Consider the following 18,784-nt stretch of genomic DNA (forward strand, 5'->3'; position numbering starts at 1 on the left):
CCTTCCTCAGGGACGCCCTTGCCCGCCACGGGCGTCCCTGAACCTCTCCCCAGAGCTGTCCAATCTTTCAAATAGGACTAAGCAATGTCTGAAGACATCCTCCGAATGCGGGGGATCACCAAGCGGTTCCCGGGCGTGCTCGCACTGTCCGGGGTCGACTTGGGGGTCAAGCGGGGCACGATCCACGCGCTCGTCGGCGAGAACGGCGCCGGCAAGTCGACCCTGATGAAGATCCTGTCGGGCGTCTACGCCTACGGCGACTTCGAAGGCGAGATCGAGTTCGACGGATCGCCCGCGCAGTTCAAGAACATCCGCGACTCCGAGGCCACCGGCGTCGTCATCATCCACCAGGAGCTCGCCCTCGTCGGAGAGCTCTCGATCGCCGAGAACATCTTCCTCGGCAACGAGCGCAAGCGCGGCGGCGTCATCTCCTGGGACCGCACCAACGGTGAGGCCGCCCGCCTCATGCAGCAGGTCGGCCTCCACGACAACCCCGCCACCCTGGTCGAGAAGATCGGCGTCGGCAAGCAGCAGCTCGTCGAGATCGCCAAGGCCCTCTCCAAGGACGTCAAGCTGCTGATCCTGGACGAGCCGACCGCCGCGCTCAACGACTCCGACTCCGAGAACCTCCTGGAACTGCTCCGCCAGCTCCGCGAGGAAGGCGTCACCAGCATCATCATCTCCCACAAGCTGGGCGAGGTCCTGTCGGTCGCCGACCGGATCACGGTGCTGCGCGACGGCAAGTCGATCGAGACGATGGAGACCGACGCCGGCGCCGTCACCGAGGACCGGCTCATCAAGTCCATGGTCGGCCGCGACCTCGAGCACCTGTACCCGCCGCACGAGCCGAAGGTCGGCAAGGTCTTCTTCGAGATCAACGACTGGACGGTCTACCACCCGGAGCAGCGCGACCGCGTCATCGTCAACAAGGCGTCGATCAACGTCGCCCGCGGCGAGATCGTCGGCCTGGCCGGGCTCATGGGCGCCGGCCGCACCGAGTTCGCGATGAGCGTCTTCGGCCGCAGCTGGGGCGCCAACATCTCCGGCGAGGCCACGATGGACGGCAAGCGCCTCCACCTGCGCAACGTCCCCGAGGCCATCGATTCCGGGCTGGCGTACGCCACCGAGGACCGCAAGCACTACGGCCTGCACCTCGACTACGACCTGCGGGAGAACTTCACCCTCCCCGGCCTCGACCGGCTCTCCAAGCGCGGCGTCGTCGACCAGGACAAGGTCAACTCCGTCTCGGAGCGCCTGCGCACCGAATTCGGCGTCAAAGCACCGTCGGTCTACTCGCTCGCCGGGAACCTCTCCGGCGGCAACCAGCAGAAGGTCGTGCTCGGGAAGTGGGTCTTCACCGAACCCGAGCTGCTCATCCTCGACGAGCCGACGCGAGGTATCGACGTCGGCGCGAAGTACGAGATCTACGAGCTGATCCACAAGCTGGTCGACCAGGGCAAGGGAGTTCTCATGATCTCCTCCGAACTGCCCGAGCTGCTCGGCATGTGCGACCGCATCTACGCGATGAGCGCCGGCCACATCACCGGGCAGATCGAACGGGCCAACGCCACACAGGAAGAGCTGATGCGTCTCATGACCCTTGAGACCGCCAGCGGGGGAGAAGAGCAACGCCAATGACCACCGTCCCGACCAAGACCCGGCCGAGCCTGATCTCGGCAGTGCGCAACATCAACCTGCGCGCCTACGGCATGATCATCGCCCTCGTGCTGATCATGATCCTGTTCCAGGTCCTCAACGTGACCCTGCAGAACGAAAACTTCATCACGCCGCTCAACATCACGAACGTGATCCTGCAGAACTCGTACATCCTGATCCTCGCGATCGGCATGATGCTGGTGATCGTCAACGGCCACATCGACCTCTCGGTCGGCTCGGTCCTCGCGTTCTGCGGCGCCATGTCGGCGATCGCGCTCTCGGACTGGAACTGGCCCTGGTACGTCGCGGTGCTGTTCGCGATCGGCCTGGGCGCCGTCATCGGCGTGTGGCAGGCGTTCTGGATCGCCTACGTGCGCATCCCGGCGTTCATCGTCACCCTCGCCGGCATGCTCATCTTCCGCGGCCTGACCCTGAAGGTCCTGGACGCCGAGACCAAGGGCACCACCGGCACCTTCAACGAGCTCGCCTCCGGTTACCACTTCCTGGGCGTCGACCTGCGCGTGCCGACCCTCGTCGTCGGCATCCTGGGTGCGGCCCTCTTCGTGTTCTTCGCCGTGCGCAGCCGCAACCGCCAGGTGAAGGCCGGCATCGCCGCGTCGTCCCAGACGACGTGGCTGCTCAAGACCGCGGCGATCGCCGCCGTCATGCTGGCCGCCGCCTACACGTTCTACTCCTACAAGGGCCTGCCGATCATCGGCTGGATCCTGCTGGGCCTGGTGCTGCTGTTCACGTTCATCGCGAACCGCACGGTGTTCGGCCGCCACGTCTACGCGGGCGGCGGCAACGAGAAGGCCGCGATGCTCTCGGGCGTCAAGACCAAGGAGACCACGTTCTGGGTCTTCGTGATCATGGGCGCGCTGTCCGGCCTCGCCGGCGTCATCGTGACCGCCCGCCTGCACGCGGCGACGCCGGGCGCGGGCAACGCGTTCGAACTCGACGCGATCGCCGCCTCGTTCATCGGCGGCGCCTCGGTCACCGGCGGCGTCGGCACCATCATCGGTGCGGTCATCGGCGGTCTCGTGATGGGCGTCCTGCGCCAGGGCATGCAGGTCCTGGGCATCGCGACCGACACGGTCCAGATCATCCTGGGCCTGGTCGTGCTCGCCGCCGTGCTGTTCGACGTGTGGAACAAGAAGCGCGCCACCGGCGGCGGCCTCATGCCGCCGATCGTCGGCACCACGCCGGGCGGTTCGGGCGACGCGAAGCGCAAGGCCAAGGAGGGCGTCGACGCGGGCTCCACGAAGGCCGGCACGGTCAGCGCCACGACCGACGACAAGCCGATCTCGTAGTCGGCCGACGGTACAAGGAGCAGGGCCCGCAGCGCGCCAGCGCTGCGGGCCCTTTCGCGTTCGGCCGTCCACAAGCCCCCGCCCACCACTAGAGGGGAAGATACTGTCCAGCGTTCCGTGGGGGTCCGACAAAATCGGGGCTCCGCGGCGGCGGTGTCACCCGAAGGTGTGAGGGGGCGACGCGGCGACGTCCGGGAACGGCGAAGGCCCGGTGCGGCGATCCGCACCGGGCCTTCGCGTCGCCTTAGGTGGTCCTGACCTTCTCGGCCGATTCGCTGGTCTGCTTGCCGCCGCCCTGGGGGCGCTTGCGGCCGTTGGCGGGCTTGTCGACCGCGGAGGCGTCCGATGCGGGCGCGCCCTCTTGGGCGGCCTGCTCGGTCTTGGCGGCCGGCTCGGGCTGGGCGGGCTGCTCCTCGGCGCGGCCCGCGCGGGCCTCCTCGACGAGCTTCTTGGCCTGCGCGCGGGCGGTCGCGAGGATCGCCTCGGAGTCGCGACGCGCGGTCTGCTTGGCGCTCTTCGAGAGCTCCTCGGCGCGGCGCTTGGCGTTCTCGGCCTTCTTCTCGGCCTCGGACACGTACTGGTCGCGCTCGGCCCGGATCTGCTCGGCCTCCAGGCCGGCCTGCTCGAGGATGCGGGCGGCCTCGGCTTTGGCGTCGGCGAGCAGCCGCTCGCGCTCGGCCTCGATCTCGGCCACCTCGGCGCGGGCGCGCTCGACCTCGGCTTCGGCCTCCACGCGCGCCCTGTCGGCGTTCTCGCGCAGCTTCGCGGCCTCAGCGGCCGCCTCCGCGGTGACACGCTCGGCTTCGGCGGCGGCCTGCTCGCGCAGGCGCTGCACCTCGGCGGCGGTCTCCTCGGTCAGCTTCCGGGCGGCGGCCTCGGCGGCCTCGCGTTCTTGACGGGACGCGTCGGCGGCCTCCTCGCGCAGGCGCTGCGTCTCGCGCTCGGTCTCCTCGGCCATGCGCAGGGCGCTGGCCTCGGCGGCCTCCCGTTCCAGGCGCGCGGCCTCGGCGGCCTCTGCGGTGAGCTTCGCGACCTTCTCGTCGGTCTCGGCGGTGAGCCGCTGCGCCTCGGCCTCGGCCTCCTCCAGGCGCCGCTGGGCGTCCAGACGGAGCCGCTTGGCCTCGTCGGCGGCCTCGGTGCGCGTCAGGGTCGCGTTGTCCGCGGCCTCGGCCCGCAGGCGGGTGGCCTCGTTCTCGGCGTCGGTGCGCACGGTCTGGGCGAAGGTCTCGGTCTCCTGCTTGAACTTCTCGAGGTTCTCGACGGCCTCGGTGCGCAGGTCCCGCAGTTCCGCCTCGTGCTCGGCGCGCTTGCGCTCGGCCTCGGCCTCGGCTTCGGCCATGATCCGGTCGGCCTTCTCGCGGGCCTCGGTGACGGCCTGCTCGGCCGCGAGGGCGGCGTCGTCCTTGAGCTGCTGCGCCTCGGCGCGCAGGCGTTCGACGTGAGCGACCAGCTGCCGGGTCTGCTCGTCAGCGGCGGCGCGCTTGTTCTCGGCGTCCTGCTCGGCCTCGGCCACGAGGGCGGCCGAGCGCTCCTTCGCCTGGTCCACCATGGCCTGCGCCTCGCGGGCCCGCTTGTTGATCTCGGCGTCGATGATCGCGCGCCGGTCGGCCTCGGCCTTCTCGGCGGCGGCCCGCCGCGCCTTCAACGTGGTCTCGAAGTCCTTGCGGGCCTGCTCGATCTGGGCCTCGGCCTCGCGGAGGCGGTTGTCCGCGTGGTGGTGCAGGTGCTGGGTCTGCGCGTGCGCGTTGGCCTTGATCTCCTCGGCCTGTTCCTCGGCGAGGGTCAGCATGTGCTCGATGCGCACGCCGAGATGCCGGTAGGAGGCCTTGTCGCCGGCGGCGCTGCGCCGCCGCAGCTCCTGGATCTGGGCCTGGAGCTGCTGGATCTGGATCACCAGCCGGTCGATCTGGGCGACCGCCTCGGCCCGCTCGCCGGCGAGGGTGTCCATCTGGAGCTGCATCTGCTGCAGGAACCGCTTGACCTGTCCCTTGTCGTATCCGCGCAAGGCGGTCTCGAACTCGTACTCGACGGGTCCACCCTCGTTGAATCCGGTCAGCAGTTCCGAGTCGTCCAGTCTGTCTTCACGCGCCATACCCTCATCCTCACGTAAGCCGCGCCCCGCCGCACCCGGCAAGGGACCGGATGTGACGGGACGCGGCCGAAGCTGTGGTTCCTCCACCGTCGACCGACGCCTGCGATCATTCTTCACTGTCGCAGACTTCGACGGTAACGCGGATTCGCCAGGTTTACTTGTCGTCCTGTTTTTCTACTTGTCGTCGCCCTGCTGCCCAAGGGCACCGCCGAGGGCGCCGCTGACCAGACCGCTGAGGTTCCGCAGGGTCTCCTGCACCTGGTCCCGCTTCGCGGTGAGCTCGGCCACCTTGGTTTCGGCGTCGGTCGTGACGCGCTCGGCGTCCGACTTGGCGTCGGCGAGCAGCCGCTCGGCCTCGGCCTTGGCGTCGGCGACGAGCTTCTGCGCGTCCTTCTTCGCCTTGGAGGTGGTCTCCTGCGCGTAGTTGTCGGCCTCGGAGCGCTTCTCCTCGCCGCGGGTCTCCGCGGCCTTGGCGCGCTCTTCGGCGTCGCGGGCGCGGTTCTCGGCGTCGGAGACGAGCTTCTGGGTCTCGGCGACCGCGCGGGTGTGGCGGTCGGACTCCTCGCGCTCGGCCTTCTCCTTGCGCTCGGCGAGCTCGAGGTCGAGGGCCTGGAGGTCCTTGTCGCGCTTCTCCTTCGCCTCGGCGAAGAGCTTCGCGGCCTCGGCGCGCTTCTCCTCGGCCTCGCGGGCGGCCTTGGCGCGCAGCTGGGTGATCTCGCGGTCCGCCGTGGCGCGGAGGGTCGCGACCTCGCGCTCGACGGACGCCTTGAGCTCGGCGACCTCGTGGCCGGTTGCGGTGCGCAGCTGCTTGGTCTCGCGCTCGGCGTCGGCGCGCAGGGTCTCGCACTCGCGGCGGGCGTTGGTCCGCAGCTCGGCGACCTCGCGCTCGACCTGGGTGCGGAGGGTGTTCGCCTCGCGCTCGGCGTTCTGCTTCAGGGAGCCGGCCTCGCCGCGGGCGGCGTCGGTGATCTCGCGGGACTCGAGGCGGGCGGCCGAGAGGATGCCCTCGGTCTCGCGCTTGGCCTCGGCGCGGTGCTCGTTGGCCTGCTCCTCGGCGAGCCGCAGGATCTGCTCGACCCGGGTGCCGAGCCCGGAGAGCGTCGGGCGGGTGTTCTCCTCGAGCTGCTTCTGCTGCTCCGCGAGGCGCTGCTCGAGACCCTGGATGCGCTGCTCGGCCTGGCGCAGACGACGCTGGGCGTCCGTCATCCGCTGCTCGGCCTCGGTGCGCTGCGACTCGGTCTGCTTCAGCTTGCCGAGGTTCTTCTGGATGAACTCATCCACCTGGTGCCGGTCGTAACCCCGCAGCTGGACGGGGAATTCCGGCACCGATTGGTCGTTGTCGAAAAAGGTACTGCTGGAGGGCTGCTGCGACATGGACCAATACTCGCAGACGCGACTGGGAATGTCGACAGCAAGGTCAGGGGTTTGTGGAGGGCGAACCACCCGCAACACTAGCCGCAAAACGGTCGAAATCCTTGAAACGACACGGAACTCGTGCGCGGTGAAGTTTCAGTGTCCTCCAGGTGTCACCCGAACGGCGTCACCTATCCGACACTCCCGGCCACTTCCCCTGGTGCCTAGGCGGGTTCGACGAGCTCGACCAGGACGCCGCCCGCGTCCCGCGGGTGCACGAAGTTGATCTTGGCGCCCGCGGTCCCTTGGCGTGCTTCGTCATACAGCAGATGGCACCCCTTTGCCCGCAGAGCCGCGGCGGCCGCCTCCACGTCCTCGACCGTGAACGCCAGCTGCTGCAGCCCCGGCCCTTTCGTGTCGATGAACTTCGCGATCGGCGAGCCGTGCCCGTGGGGCGCGAGGAGCTGGACCTGCGCGCCGCCCTCGGGCCAGGCCACCATCGCCTCGACCACGCCCTGCGCCTCGTTCACCTCGCGGTGGACCTCGGTCCCGCCGAGCGTCCCCGCATACCACTCCAAGGCCGCATCCAGGTCCGGGACCGCGATCCCGACGTGATCGATGCGCCGCAAGCCGATTCCCTCAGTGAACGTCATACGATCAGGGTATCGACCAACGGAGGTCTCCCATGAACGACGACAACACCGTCATCCTCGCCAGTGCCCGGACACCCATCGGGCGCTTCAACGGCGCGCTGGCCGACATCCCCGCCACCGACCTGGCCGGGACCGCGATCAGAGCCGCCCTCGAACGCGCCGGGGTCGCCCCCGAGCGCGTGGACCAGGTGATCCTGGGCCAGGTCCTGCCCGCCGGATGCGGCCAGAACCCCGCCCGCCAGGCCGCCGTCGCGGCCGGGCTGCCGATGAGCGTCCCGTCCCTGTCGGTCAACAAGGTCTGCCTCTCGGGCCTCACCGCCGTCGGCCTGGCCGACCAGCTCCTGCGCGGCGGCGCGGCCGACGTCATCGTCGCCGGCGGCATGGAGTCCATGAGCCGCGCCCCGCACCTGCTGCCCGGTTCGCGCCGCGGCTTCAAGTACGGCGAGGCCGTGCTCCTCGACCACCTCGCCTACGACGGCCTCACCGACGCCTACGACGGCATCTCGATGGGCGAGTCCACCGAGCGCCACCTCAAGGGCCGCTCGATCACCCGCGAGGACCAGGACGCCTTCGCCGCCTACTCGCACCAGCGTGCCGCCAAGGCCGCCGACCGGCTCGCCGAGGAGATCACCTCCGTCGAGACCCGCAAAGGCCTCGTGACCGCCGACGAGGGCGTCCGGCCCGACTCCACCGCGGCCGGTCTGGCGCAGCTGCGCCCCGCGTTCGCCGAGAACGGCACGATCACCGCGGCCAGCGCCTCGCAGATCTCCGACGGCGCCTCTGCGCTCGTGCTCGCCAAGAAGTCCACGGCGATCGCGAACGGCTGGTCCTGGACCGCCGAGATCCTGGCGTACGCCACGGTCGCCGGGCCCGACAACTCGCTGCTCGAGCAGCCCGCCAACGCGATCGCGAAGGCGCTCGCGGCGGCCGGCGTCGCCGCCGCCGACCTCGACGCGGTCGAGATGAACGAGGCGTTCGCGGCCGTCGTGCTCGCCTCGGCCGAGACGCTCGGCGTGGACCTCGAACTCGTCAACCCCGACGGCGGCGCGATCGCGCTCGGTCACCCGATCGGGGCCTCGGGGGCGCGCCTGGTCCAGACGCTCGCCCGCCAGCTCGGCCCGGGCCGGCTGGGTGCGGCGGGCCTGTGCGGCGGCGGCGGGCAGGGCGACGCGATCGTCCTCAAGGGAGCCTGATGTCGGTCGCCGACCTGGTGGCGGCGGCCCGGGCGGGCGACCGCCGGGCCACCGCCCGCCTCATCACGGCCGTCGAGAACGGCACCCCCGCCGCCCCTGAGGTCGCGCGCCTGGTCAAGGGCGGCGACTCCACGGTCGTCGGCGTCACCGGCTCGCCCGGCGTCGGCAAGTCCACGCTCGTGTCGGCGCTCATCGCCGCCTGGCGCGAGCAGGGCCTGCGCGTGGGCGTGCTCGCCGTGGACCCCTCGAGCCCGTTCAGCGGCGGCGCGATCCTCGGCGACCGCGTCCGCATGGCCGACCACGCCCTCGACCCGGGCGTCTACATCCGCTCCATCGCCACCCGCGGGCACCTCGGCGGCCTCGCGGCCACCACCGGCGCGGCGGTGCGCGTCCTCGAGGGCGTCGGCTTCGACGTGGTCATCGTCGAGACCGTCGGCGTCGGCCAGGCCGAGGTCGAGATCGCGGCGCTCGCGGACACCACCCTGCTGCTCCTCGCGCCCGGCATGGGCGACGGCATCCAGGCCGTCAAGGCCGGGGTCGTGGAGATCGCCGACGTGTACGTGGTCAACAAGGCCGACCGGCCCGGCGCGGACGGCACGGTGCGGGACCTTCGCGCGCTCATGAGCCTCGTGCGCCGCGAGCCCGGCGAGTGGCGGCAGCCGATCTGCACCACCGTCGCCTCCGAGGCGAAGGGGATCGACGACCTGGTGGCCGCGATCGGCAAGCACCGCGACTGGCTCGCGGGCGGCGACCACCTCGCCGAGCAGCGCCGCCGCCGCGCCGCGGCGGAGATCCGCGCCCGCGTCGACGCCGAGCTCCGCGCCCGGTTCGCCGTGCCGGAGGCGCTGGCGGAGGCGGTGGCGAACGGTGAGACGGATGTGGCGAGCGCGGCCCGGAGGGTTCTGGGCGACACCGCGTAAACCGCTTCGCGTGCCTGCCCGCGCCCTCCTTACACTTGACTGGTGACAGACGCAGCGAAGAAGACACCGGACATGGAAACCCATCTGCCGAAGACGTACGCGCCCGTAGAGGTAGAGGCGCGACGCTACGCGAAGTGGGTAGCCGACGGTCGCTTCAAGGCTGCCGACGACTCGGACCGCGACCCTTACGCGATCGTGATCCCGCCGCCGAACGTGACCGGCCAGCTGCACCTGGGCCACGCGCTCAACCACACCCTGATCGACTGGATGGTGCGCCGCGAGCGCATGCGCGGCAAGGAGGCCCTGTTCCTGCCGGGCACCGACCACGCGGGCATCTCGACGCAGAACGCGGTGGAGCGCCAGCTCGCCGACAAGGAGGGCCTGTCCCGCCACGACCTGGGCCGCGAGGCGTTCGTGGCGAAGGTGTGGGAGTGGAAGGACGCCTACCACGAGCGCATCACCTCGCAGATGAAGAAGATCGGCGACGGCGTCGACTGGGACCGCGAGCGGTTCACGCTCGACGAGGGCCTGTCGAGCGCGGTGCAGACGATGTTCAAGCGCATGTACGACGACGGCATGATCTACCGCGCCGAGCGCATCATCAACTGGTGCCCGCGCTGCATGACCGCGCTCTCGGACGCCGAGGTGGAGCACCAGGACGACGCGGGCGAGCTCGTGTCGATGCGGTACGGCGACGGGGACGAGTCGATCGTGGTCGCCACGACCCGGCTCGAGACGATGCTGGGCGACACGGCCGTGGCCGTCCACCCCGACGACGAGCGCTACCGGCACCTGCTGGGCGCCACTGTGGAGGTGCCGTTCACGGGCCGCCGCATCCCGATCGTGGCCGACGCGCACGTCGACCCCGAGTTCGGGACCGGCGCGGTGAAGGTGACCCCGGCGCACGACCCGAACGACTTCGCGATCGGCCAGCGCCACCACCTGGACTCGATCCTCATCATGGACGAGCGCGGCGTGATCACCGCGCACGGACCGTTCCAGGGGCTCGACCGGTTCGAGGCCCGCTCGGCGATCGCCGCCGCGCTGCGCGCCGAGGGCCGGATCGTGGCCGAGAAGCGCCCGTACGTGCACGCCGTCGGCCACTGCGACCGGTGCGACACCACGGTGGAGCCGCGCCTGTCGCTGCAGTGGTTCGTGAAGGTCGAGCGCATGGCCAAGACGGCCGGTGACGCGGTGCGCAACGGCGAGACGAAGATCTACCCGCCGGAGATGGAGAAGCGCTACTTCTCGTGGGTGGACAACCTGCTCGACTGGTGCATCTCGCGCCAGCTGTGGTGGGGCCACCGCATCCCGATCTGGTACGGCCCCAACGGGGAAGAGGTCTGCGTGGGCCCGGGCGAGGAAGCGCCCGAGGGGTACGTGCAGGACCCGGACGTGCTCGACACGTGGTTCTCCTCGGGGCTGTGGCCGTTCTCCACGTTCGGCTGGCCGGAGGAGACCCCGGCGCTGGAGAAGTTCTATCCGACGGCCGCGCTCATCACCGGCTGGGACATCATCTTCTTCTGGGTGGTCCGGATGATGATGTTCGGGACCTACGCCATGGGCAAGGCGCCGTTCTCGGAGGTGGTCCTGCACGGGCTGCTCCGGGACAAGAACGGCGTGAAGATGTCGAAGACCCTGGGCAACGGCATCGACCCGCTCGAGGTGGTCGACCAGTACGGGGCGGACGCGCTGCGGTTCATGCTGGCGCGCGAGGCCAACCCGGGCGCCGACGGCATCGCCTCGATCGAGCTGACCGAGCTCTCCCGGAACTTCTGCAACAAGCTGTGGAACGGGACCCGGTTCGCGCTCATGAGCGGCGCCACCGTCGAAGGCGACCTGCCCACCGATCTCTCGCTCATCGACCGGTGGGTGCTCTCGCGCCTGTCGAAGACGATCGAGGCCACCGACGCGTACCTGGAGCAGTACGAGTTCGCGAAGACGATCGACGTGCTCTTCCACTTCGCGAAGGACGACGTCTTCGACTGGTACCTGGAGTTGACGAAGCCGGTGCTCGCCGCGGGCGGCCAGCGGGCGGAGGACACCCGCCGCGTGATCGGCCACGTCTTCGACCAGCTGCTCCGCCTGCTGCACCCGGTGATCCCGTTCGTGACGGAGGAGCTGTGGCTCACCCTCACCGGCGGGGAGGAGCGCGGGGACTCGCTCACCGTCGCCGCCTGGCCGACCTCGGCCGGGACCGACGAGGACGCCGAGCGGGCCGTGGCCGCCCTCCAGCACCTCGTCACCGAGGTGCGCCGCTTCCGCTCCGACCAGGACCTCAAGCAGAGCCTGCCGCTCCCGGCCCGCCTGTCGGGCCTCGACGCGGTCGGCCTCGCCGACGAGGAGCCGTTCATCCGCGGCCTGGTGAAGCTCGAGCCCGCGGGCGAGGGCTTCGCGCCCACCGCCGAACTCGCGGTCTCCGACCAGCTGTCGGTCGCGCTCGACACGTCCGGTTCGATCGACGTGGACGCCGAGCGGGCCCGCCTCGACAAGGCCCTCAAGGCCGCCGAGAAGGAGCTGGCCGGCGCGAACGGGAAGCTCGGCAACGAGGCGTTCCTCGCCAAGGCGCCCGACAACGTGGTCGACAAGATCAAAGCGCGCAAGGCGACCGCCGAAGCGGACATCGCGCGCATCACCGCGCAGCTCGAACGACTGGCGTAATACGGTAGGCCGCGGCCGCTCGAAGGCGGCCGCGGCACCGGCGCCCGCGTGCGTGCGCAGGCGTCGCCGAGTAGGGGGATGAATTGAACGCCGAACTGGCGCAAGTCGAAGCGCTCCTCGAAGCCCGCGGGTTCTCCCGCTGGGACTTCACGCTCGACCGCATCAAACAGCTGCTCGACATGATGGGCGACCCGCAGCGGTCCTTCCGCTCCGTGCACATCACGGGCACCAACGGCAAGACCTCGACCTCGCGGATGATCGAGCGGCTGCTGCGCGGGCACGGTTTGCGCACCGGCCTGTTCACCTCGCCGCACCTCAACAGCGTCAACGAGCGCATCTCGATCGACGGCGAGCCCATCGCCCCCGACAAGCTCGCCGCCCAGTACTACGAGATCGCGCCGCTCGCCGAGCTCGTCGACCGCGAGGCCTCCGAGCCGCTCACCTACTTCGAGATGACCGTCGCGATCGCCATGGGCGCGTTCGCCGACACGCCGATCGACGTCGGCGTCGTCGAAGTCGGCCTCGGCGGCGAGACCGACTCCACGAACGTCCTCAACGCCGAGGTCGCGGTCATCACCCCCATCGGCATCGACCACACCAAGTGGCTCGGCGAGACCCTCGCCGAGATCGCCACGATGAAGGCCGGGATCGTCCACGAGGGCTCGACCCTCGTCACCGCCGTGCAGGAGCGCTCCGCGATGGAGCCGCTGCTGCGCCGCGCCAACGCCGTCGGCGCGAAGCTCGTGCCCGAGGGCCGCGGCTTCGAGGTCACCGCCCGCGAAGTGGCCGTGGGCGGGCAGCTCATCACCATCGAGACCCGCGCCGCCCGCTACCAGGACCTGTTCCTGCCGCTCCACGGCGAATACCAGGCCCACAACGCCGCCCTCGCGCTCGCCGCGGTCGAAGTCCTCCTCGGCGCGGGCGAGCCGAAGGCCCTCGACGCCGAAGTGGTCGGCCAGGCGTTCGCCGAGTTCACCTCGCCCGGCCGCCTCGAGGTCGTGCGCAGCGCCCCGGCGGTCATCCTCGACGCCGCGCACAACCCGGCGGGCATGGAGGCCATGGTCAAGGCCGTCGAAGAGGAGTTCAACTTCCGCAAGCTCGTCGGCGTCGTCGGCATGCTCGCGGACAAGGAGACCGACCACATGCTCGAACTCCTCGAACCGCTGCTCGACGAGATCGTCATCACGAAGTCCTCTTCGGACCGGGCGATGCCCGCCGCGACGCTCGCGAGGATCGCCAAGGAGGTCTTCGGCGAGGAGCGCGTCACCGTCCTCCCGCACTTGACCGACGCGCTCGCGCGCGGCATCGAGCTCGCCGAGGAGGCCGACGACCTGTACGAGTCCGGCGGCGGCGTCCTCGTCACCGGCTCGGTCTTCACCGTCGCCGACGCCCGCAAACTCCTGGTGGGCCGCCGTGGCTGAGCCGGCCGAGCACGAGCACCCCGAGCACGGCGAAGAGGCCGAGGCCCCTTGGACCGAACCGCAGGACGACCGGTCCGGCTTGAAGGACCCCGCCCGCGCGGCCCGCAGCCTCGCGGCGATGGCGCTCAGCTTCGAGGCGCTGGCGCTGCTGCTGGCGATCGTCCCGATGCGGATGATCCTGGACGACAGCACGTTCGCGATCGTCGCGATCCTCGTCCTGGTGCTCGCCTGCATCGTCCTGGCGGGCATGGCGAAGCGCCCGTGGGTGTGGCAGGCCGGCGCGGTGCTGCAGGTCGCGGTGATCGCGTGCTGGCCGATCCACTGGGCGCTCGGCGTGGCCGGGGTCGTCTTCGGACTCGTGTGGGCCTACTGCTGGTACGTCAAGATCGCCCTGGGGAAGCCGCCGAAACGATGACCCTCGAACTCGAGACCGAACGGCTCCTTTTGCGCCCCTTGGCGACCGGCGACACCGTCGAGCTCGCCGCGATCAACGCCGACCCGGAGGTCATGCGCTACATCGGCAACGGCGGGGCCCGCGACCTCGCGCAGACCGAAGCGCTCGTGGCGAAGGTGGCCGCGCACTGGGACGCGCACGGCTGGGGCGCGTTCGCGGTGCGCGAGCGGGACACGGGCGATCTGGTGGGCCTGGGCATCCTCGCGACGCCGTCGTTCCTGCCGGAGATCCTGCCCGCGACCGAGGTCGGCTGGCGCATCGGCCGCGACCGGTGGGGCCGCGGCTACGCGCCCGAGGCCGCGCGGGCCGTCGTCGGCTTCGCGTTCGGCGAACTCGGACTCGACCGCGTCGTCTCCTGCATCCACACCGAGAACGCCGCCTCGGTCCGCGTCGCCGAGAAGCTGGGCATGAGCCTCGAGCGCGAGACCGTGGTCCCGGGCTTCGAGGTCCCTTGCAGCGTCTACGAACTCAAGGCGCCGCTCTAGCAGCTCGAGCCGCCGCCGGAGTCCCCGCCGCTGAAGCCGCCGCCGGAGTCGCCTCCGCCGAAGCCGCTGAACCCGCCGCCCGAATCGCCGCCGCTGGGACCGCAGTCGTTGGAGCCGCTCGTACCGCCGTCGGGCGTGCTGTAGGAGCTGTTGCTCCAGCCCATGCCGTGGCCGCCTGCGTCGAGCCGTCGGCCGCGCTGCTGGCGTGCGGCGCGGCGGGACGCCTGCACCGCCGGGTCGTGCGACCTGCCGCCGGCCGAGGCCAACCCGGCCACGAGCGCGATGACGCCGACGACGATGATGAACACCGCGAACCCGCTCATCGGTCCTCCTTGGGGGTGTGGGGGGCGAAACTCCAGGCTAGCGGCGCGGCGCCACCGGCGGGGCCCCCGCGCCGCCGCTGCCGGGCCAGCCGCCGGGGATCGGCTCTCCGCGCCGTTCGCGGTCCGCTGCGGCCGCCAGGCGCTCGGCCCGGCGGCGGCGGGCGTCGCGGACACCCGTCATGAGGGCCGCGGCGCCGACGGTGGCGACGATGACGCCTGCCAGGACCAGTTCGACCATCGCGACTCCTTGCGCCTGAAGGGTACCGGTACGCCCGGTTTGCCGACCCTACTCATAGGACGCTCGAAGCCGCTCCAGCGGACGCCCGGGATCTGTCGGGTAAGCGACAAAACGCGTTCTGCGAGGCTATTCGCGTCACATGGGCGTGCGATAGTGGACCTGTCCGATTCGGCCCTTGCGAGCGCTCGGCGGTGATCCCCTGTGAAGATGCAGCCTCGGCAACAGCTCCTCGACATCTGGCGTGCTCAGGTGGCCTACAGCTGGCGGCTGCCCGAGGACGGCGGCAAGCGCAAGTTCTGGCACTGGGGCGGCCGCAACCAGTCCGACGCCGTGGGCGACGCCCAGCAGCTGCTGTGCCTGCTCTTCCCCGCCCAGGAGCTCCCCGAGCTCAACTACGCCGACCCCGACGCGACCGGCGACGCCGTCCTCGAGGCCCTCGCCGGGCTCGGCGACGCCGTCGAGATCCCGATCCGGATCATGCGCCTGGTCAAGGAGTACATGGAGAAGCACGTCGACGCCGAGGGCGTCCCCGTCTACTCCGGCGGCTCCAACATGCACCGCAAGGACCGCACCAAGAAGGCCAACCCCGAGCAGCGCGCCATCGACGTCACGGAAGGCTTCGCGCTCGCGATCCCGCTGTGCCTGACCTCCCTCTCCTTCCTCGCCGACTTCCAGCCCACGGTGGACCGCATGGGCCGCGGCGACCTCGGCCGCGAGCTCGAGCAGGTGCAGGAGGCCATCCACCGGCGCCTCCTCGGCGCGATCACCGGCCTGCTGCGCTCCTTCGCGGTGTCCACCTTCGACGCCGACGACGACTTCGGCAAGCAGCTTCTCGCCCTCATCAACGTCGACGGCCAGGCCGACCGCAAGATCGTGCGCCGCTTCCGCGAGAGCGCCGACGACATCATCGCCACCTTGCGCACCATCACCGTCGGCTCGGGCGGAACGGCGGGCGTCGAGGCGCCCACGAAGCTCTTCGAGATCGGCTGGTCCTGGTCGGTCGTGGAGAAGGCCCCCGACATCCCCGACGTATCCGACACCTCGACGCAGCGCGTCGGCCGCGCCGAGGACGCCCCGTACCTCTACTTCACCGTGGTCGCCCTCGAGGCCATCCAGACCCTGTTCTCGGCCAGGGTCATGCGCCGCAACCTCCTCACCGAGGAGGAGCAGCGCCTCGCGCAGTCGCTGCAGCTGCGCATGGACGTCACCCGCCGCTACTGGGCCATGGTCGCCTCCTTCGGCGGCGGCTCGAAGTGGCCGCTCGAAGACGTCCCCTGGCGCACCACCGACGCCCTCGAGTACGACTACTACTCGCTGCTGGTGTGCGCGGTCGCCACCGACACCTTCGGGGCCTCCCGCGGCGGCGACGACGACCTCATCCGCCTCGGCGACGTCCTCGTCGAACTCGGCAACCGCGGCCGCATCACCCGCCGCGCCCTCCGGGAGGACCGCGCCATCGAGATGCACTACCCCGGCGTGAAGGCCGAACTCGCCGGCATCGAGAAGCTCGACGGCCCGGCCATGGTCTGGAACATGGTCGACTTCGCGCCGCTGCTGCTCAAGCGCCTCTACCACGCCGCGAGCCTGCTCGTGACGATCGAGGCCCGCGCCGAACTCCTCGAAGTCGCCGACCTCGTCTGGGACCACCTGGCACGCAGGCGCATCCGCGAAGGCGCGGCCGCCCGCCTGTGGGACCAGCCGAAGCAGGTCTACGGCGAGCTCGGCAACTGGTTCGAGGACCCCTCCTGGCACTTCACCATCCGCGTCGTCGAGGCCATGGTGCTCGCGGCCCAGTTCGCGACCTCCGAGCCCGCCCGCTCGCGCGGCCTGGAGGACCTGGCGCACGAACTCCTCGTCGAGGCCGAGCACGTCTACGACCAGGAGCTGCTGCGCGGCTCGGGCGCCGCCGGACCCGCACTCGCACAGGAGATCCGCTCGGTCGGCCTGACCATCCGCCACGCCAAGGACGTGGTCGACGAGCGCCCCGGCACCGCGTTCGCGCTCGGCGTCAAGGCCCTCATCGACCTCGACCGGCTCATCGCCGCCGGGCGCGACGCCGAGACCGGAGTGTGACGATGCTGCTGTTCGCGACCTCGGACAAGGGCGGCACCGGACGCTCGGTCTCCTCCTCCAACCTGGCCTACCGCCGCGCCCTCCAAGGCGCGAACGTATGCTATGTGGACTTCGACTTCGGATCACCGACCGCGGGCGCGATCTTCGCCATCGACGACCTCGAGCACGGCACCCCCGGCGCCGGCATCCACGAATACCTCCAGGACATCGCCTCCGAGCCCGAGCGCCACTCCGTATGGGCCACCAGCGACCGCGCCGAGCTCCGGGCCCGGCCCGACGGCGCGGGCGAACTCGTCCTCTGCCCCGGCGACGCCGACGGCTCCGAGTTCCCCGGCGACGAGACCACGATCGACCGCTGCGTCAACCTCCTCCAAGAGCTCTCGCGCGAATTCGACCTCGTCATCGTCGACCTCTCCGCGGGCCGCTCCCACGCCACCGAGATGGTCATGGCCGCCACCGCCCGCCCCGAGCTCGCCAACCTCCCCTGGCGCTGGATCGTCTACCACCGCTGGACCAAGCAGCACGTGATCGCCGCCCACTCCCTCGTCTACGGCGAACGCGGCCTCGTCGAGACCGGCAAGGCCCTCGGCGAGGACTACCAGCGCAAGCTCCTCGCCTCGATCCGCTACGTGCGCACCGCCGTCGTCGACCCCGACGGCGCCGACCTCTCCGGCCTCAAGCCCACCCAGGTGCGCTGGCTGCGCAAGATCGACGCCGACCTGCACCAGATGGCCGCCCGCCTCAAGCTGGGCCGCATGAACCTGCTCGGGTCGGTCCCGCTCGACCCGGTCCTGCAATGGCGCGAGCAGATCATCACCGACGCCGACACCGTCACGCTCGACATCGCCAACCAGGAGACCGTCAGGGCCTTCTCAGAGCTGGCCGTGCGCTCCGCCGAGGAGCTGTTCGTGCCCGGCCTCGAGGCCATCGCCCGCGGCATCGATTGAGTGGACCCATGACGTACGAAGAGACCAGCGCGAAGCAGCGGACCGAGCGGTTCGGCATGTCGCACCTGTCGATCGAGGTCGGCCACCTCTACGCCGACGACCTCGCCCGGCCCGACACGCTCAAGGCCGAGATGGCCTCGACCGCCGCCTGGGTCCACGGCACCACCGAGGCCCTCTCGAAGCGGCTCGGCGGGCGCCGCCCGCGCGTGAGCACCTGCTACCTCGTCGACGACTACAGCCAGCAGGGCATGCCCCCGCCCGAGGAGCTCATCGCCGTCATCACCGAGGCCGCCGCCGACGCGGGGCTGCGCATCGACTACCTCGCCCGCGAGTCCGCGTGCGCCACCATGGGCCCGCTCCAGCTCGCCGGGCTCGTGGCCGACCGGATCGTGTTCGAGCCGCCGCCGGGCGCGAACGGCTCCCGGCCGAGCGTGGCCCGCTCGGGCTGGCTGTGCAACGGCGTGCCGAGCCCGAAGCCGAAGGGCGTGGCGATGGTCGGCCCGGGGGAGTGGAAGCCGCCGAGCCAGAACGCGAAACGCGACCACTCGGTGTTCCTCGACGTCGAGCTGTGGAGCGACAGCGCGGAGGGCCGGCGCTGGTCCTGCCCGATGCTCGCCGCGGTGTGGCAGCTGCTGCGCCTGGGCGTGCTGCGCAACCAGGGCCGCCGCATCGGCGTGCCCGAGGCGGTCGAAGCGGTCGTCCCCGACGAGCACGGCCACGACCCGGACCGGCCCGCGCGGGCGCGCTTCCCCGAGACGTGGGAGGCGATGCCGCCGATCCTGCAGCTGGAGCCGACGGCGTTCCCGTTCCCCGCCTACCGGACCGTCTCGATCCTCTCGGTGAACTACCTGGAGGTCGAGCACGCGGTGCGGGTCATCTGCGGTTCGGTGCGGCCCGAGGCGAGCGCGGTCGAGATCATCCGCAAGTCCGCGGAGCGGGAGGGCCTGGTTCTCCCCGCCGAGATCACCGACCGCCTCTCCTACATCTTCCAAGGGCCCCTTTAGA

The 18,784-nt window shown here is 70.8% G+C and carries 16 protein-coding genes; 11 read left to right on the top strand and 5 right to left on the bottom strand.

What is annotated here, in order from left to right; all coding sequences use genetic code 11:
* The first annotated feature begins 84 nt into the window (after positions 1 to 84).
* On the top strand, positions 85 to 1,638 hold the full coding sequence (mmsA, locus tag J5V16_RS10720) for a multiple monosaccharide ABC transporter ATP-binding protein (protein ID WP_208496220.1): 1,554 nt from the start codon (positions 85 to 87) through the stop codon (positions 1,636 to 1,638).
* A complete protein-coding gene (gene mmsB / locus J5V16_RS10725; protein ID WP_208496221.1) occupies positions 1,635 to 2,966 on the top strand; it encodes a multiple monosaccharide ABC transporter permease in 1,332 nt (443 codons plus the stop codon). The genes mmsA and mmsB overlap by 4 nt, the downstream gene beginning before the upstream one ends.
* Positions 2,967 to 3,210: 244 nt before the next feature.
* On the opposite strand, the gene J5V16_RS10730 is transcribed toward mmsB, so the two are convergent.
* From J5V16_RS10730 to mce, 3 genes are all read right to left on the bottom strand, one after another.
* Positions 3,211 to 5,058: a DivIVA domain-containing protein gene (locus tag J5V16_RS10730; protein ID WP_208496222.1), complete on the bottom strand. Its 1,848-nt coding sequence runs from the start codon at positions 5,056 to 5,058 to the stop codon at positions 3,211 to 3,213.
* A 174-nt stretch (positions 5,059 to 5,232) separates the two neighbouring features.
* Positions 5,233 to 6,432 carry a DivIVA domain-containing protein gene (locus tag J5V16_RS10735; protein WP_208496223.1) on the bottom strand — a complete coding sequence of 400 codons (1,200 nt, stop codon included), beginning with the start codon at positions 6,430 to 6,432 and terminating at the stop codon, positions 5,233 to 5,235.
* Between the two features lie 203 nt (positions 6,433 to 6,635).
* Positions 6,636 to 7,064 (bottom strand): methylmalonyl-CoA epimerase, encoded by a 429-nt coding sequence (gene mce, locus J5V16_RS10740; protein WP_208496224.1) that lies wholly within the window; start codon positions 7,062 to 7,064, stop codon positions 6,636 to 6,638.
* A gap of 32 nt (positions 7,065 to 7,096) precedes the next feature.
* On the opposite strand from mce, the gene J5V16_RS10745 reads away from it, so the two are divergent.
* The 6 genes from J5V16_RS10745 (at position 7,097) to J5V16_RS10770 (ending at position 14,198) form a co-directional block, all read left to right on the top strand.
* Complete coding sequence (locus J5V16_RS10745) at positions 7,097 to 8,257, top strand: acetyl-CoA C-acyltransferase (protein WP_208496225.1); 1,161 nt, start codon at positions 7,097 to 7,099, stop codon at positions 8,255 to 8,257.
* Positions 8,257 to 9,177: a methylmalonyl Co-A mutase-associated GTPase MeaB gene (gene meaB / locus J5V16_RS10750; protein WP_208496226.1), complete on the top strand. Its 921-nt coding sequence runs from the start codon at positions 8,257 to 8,259 to the stop codon at positions 9,175 to 9,177. Before J5V16_RS10745 ends, meaB begins: the two co-directional genes overlap by 1 nt.
* 39 nt (positions 9,178 to 9,216) lie before the next feature.
* Complete coding sequence (locus J5V16_RS10755; protein WP_408612414.1) at positions 9,217 to 11,838, top strand: valine--tRNA ligase; 2,622 nt, start codon at positions 9,217 to 9,219, stop codon at positions 11,836 to 11,838.
* A gap of 83 nt (positions 11,839 to 11,921) precedes the next feature.
* Positions 11,922 to 13,259, top strand: coding sequence for a bifunctional folylpolyglutamate synthase/dihydrofolate synthase (locus tag J5V16_RS10760; protein ID WP_243901047.1), 1,338 nt, complete (start codon positions 11,922 to 11,924; stop codon positions 13,257 to 13,259).
* The gene (locus J5V16_RS10765; protein ID WP_208496227.1) at positions 13,252 to 13,674 is read left to right on the top strand and encodes a DUF4233 domain-containing protein; all 423 of its coding nucleotides are present in this window, start codon (positions 13,252 to 13,254) and stop codon (positions 13,672 to 13,674) included. The genes J5V16_RS10760 and J5V16_RS10765 overlap by 8 nt, the downstream gene beginning before the upstream one ends.
* Positions 13,671 to 14,198, top strand: a complete 528-nt coding sequence (locus tag J5V16_RS10770) for a GNAT family N-acetyltransferase (protein ID WP_208496228.1) — start codon at positions 13,671 to 13,673, stop codon at positions 14,196 to 14,198. Before J5V16_RS10765 ends, J5V16_RS10770 begins: the two co-directional genes overlap by 4 nt.
* Here J5V16_RS10770 and J5V16_RS10775 read toward each other — a convergent pair.
* A complete protein-coding gene (locus J5V16_RS10775; protein WP_208496229.1) occupies positions 14,195 to 14,521 on the bottom strand; it encodes a hypothetical protein in 327 nt (108 codons plus the stop codon). The two genes, J5V16_RS10770 and J5V16_RS10775, sit on opposite strands and share 4 nt — an antisense overlap.
* A gap of 37 nt (positions 14,522 to 14,558) precedes the next feature.
* The gene (locus tag J5V16_RS10780) at positions 14,559 to 14,759 is read right to left on the bottom strand and encodes a hypothetical protein (protein WP_208496230.1); all 201 of its coding nucleotides are present in this window, start codon (positions 14,757 to 14,759) and stop codon (positions 14,559 to 14,561) included.
* 207 nt (positions 14,760 to 14,966) lie between these two features.
* Here J5V16_RS10780 and J5V16_RS10785 point away from each other — a divergent pair, with 207 nt between their 5' ends.
* The 3 genes from J5V16_RS10785 to J5V16_RS10795 are packed head-to-tail and all read left to right on the top strand — an operon-like array spanning position 14,967 to position 18,783.
* Positions 14,967 to 16,832, top strand: coding sequence for an SCO2524 family protein (locus J5V16_RS10785; RefSeq protein ID WP_208496231.1), 1,866 nt, complete (start codon positions 14,967 to 14,969; stop codon positions 16,830 to 16,832).
* 2 nt (positions 16,833 to 16,834) lie between these two features.
* Positions 16,835 to 17,779 (top strand): SCO2523 family variant P-loop protein, encoded by a 945-nt coding sequence (locus J5V16_RS10790; RefSeq protein WP_208496232.1) that lies wholly within the window; start codon positions 16,835 to 16,837, stop codon positions 17,777 to 17,779.
* 8 nt (positions 17,780 to 17,787) lie between these two features.
* The gene (locus J5V16_RS10795; RefSeq protein ID WP_208496233.1) at positions 17,788 to 18,783 is read left to right on the top strand and encodes an SCO2522 family protein; all 996 of its coding nucleotides are present in this window, start codon (positions 17,788 to 17,790) and stop codon (positions 18,781 to 18,783) included.
* The last annotated feature ends 1 nt before the right edge of the window (position 18,784 follow it).

Origin of the sequence: Glycomyces niveus, from assembly GCF_017592475.1 — a bacterium.
Lineage (GTDB): Bacteria > Actinomycetota > Actinomycetes > Mycobacteriales > Micromonosporaceae > Glycomyces > Glycomyces niveus.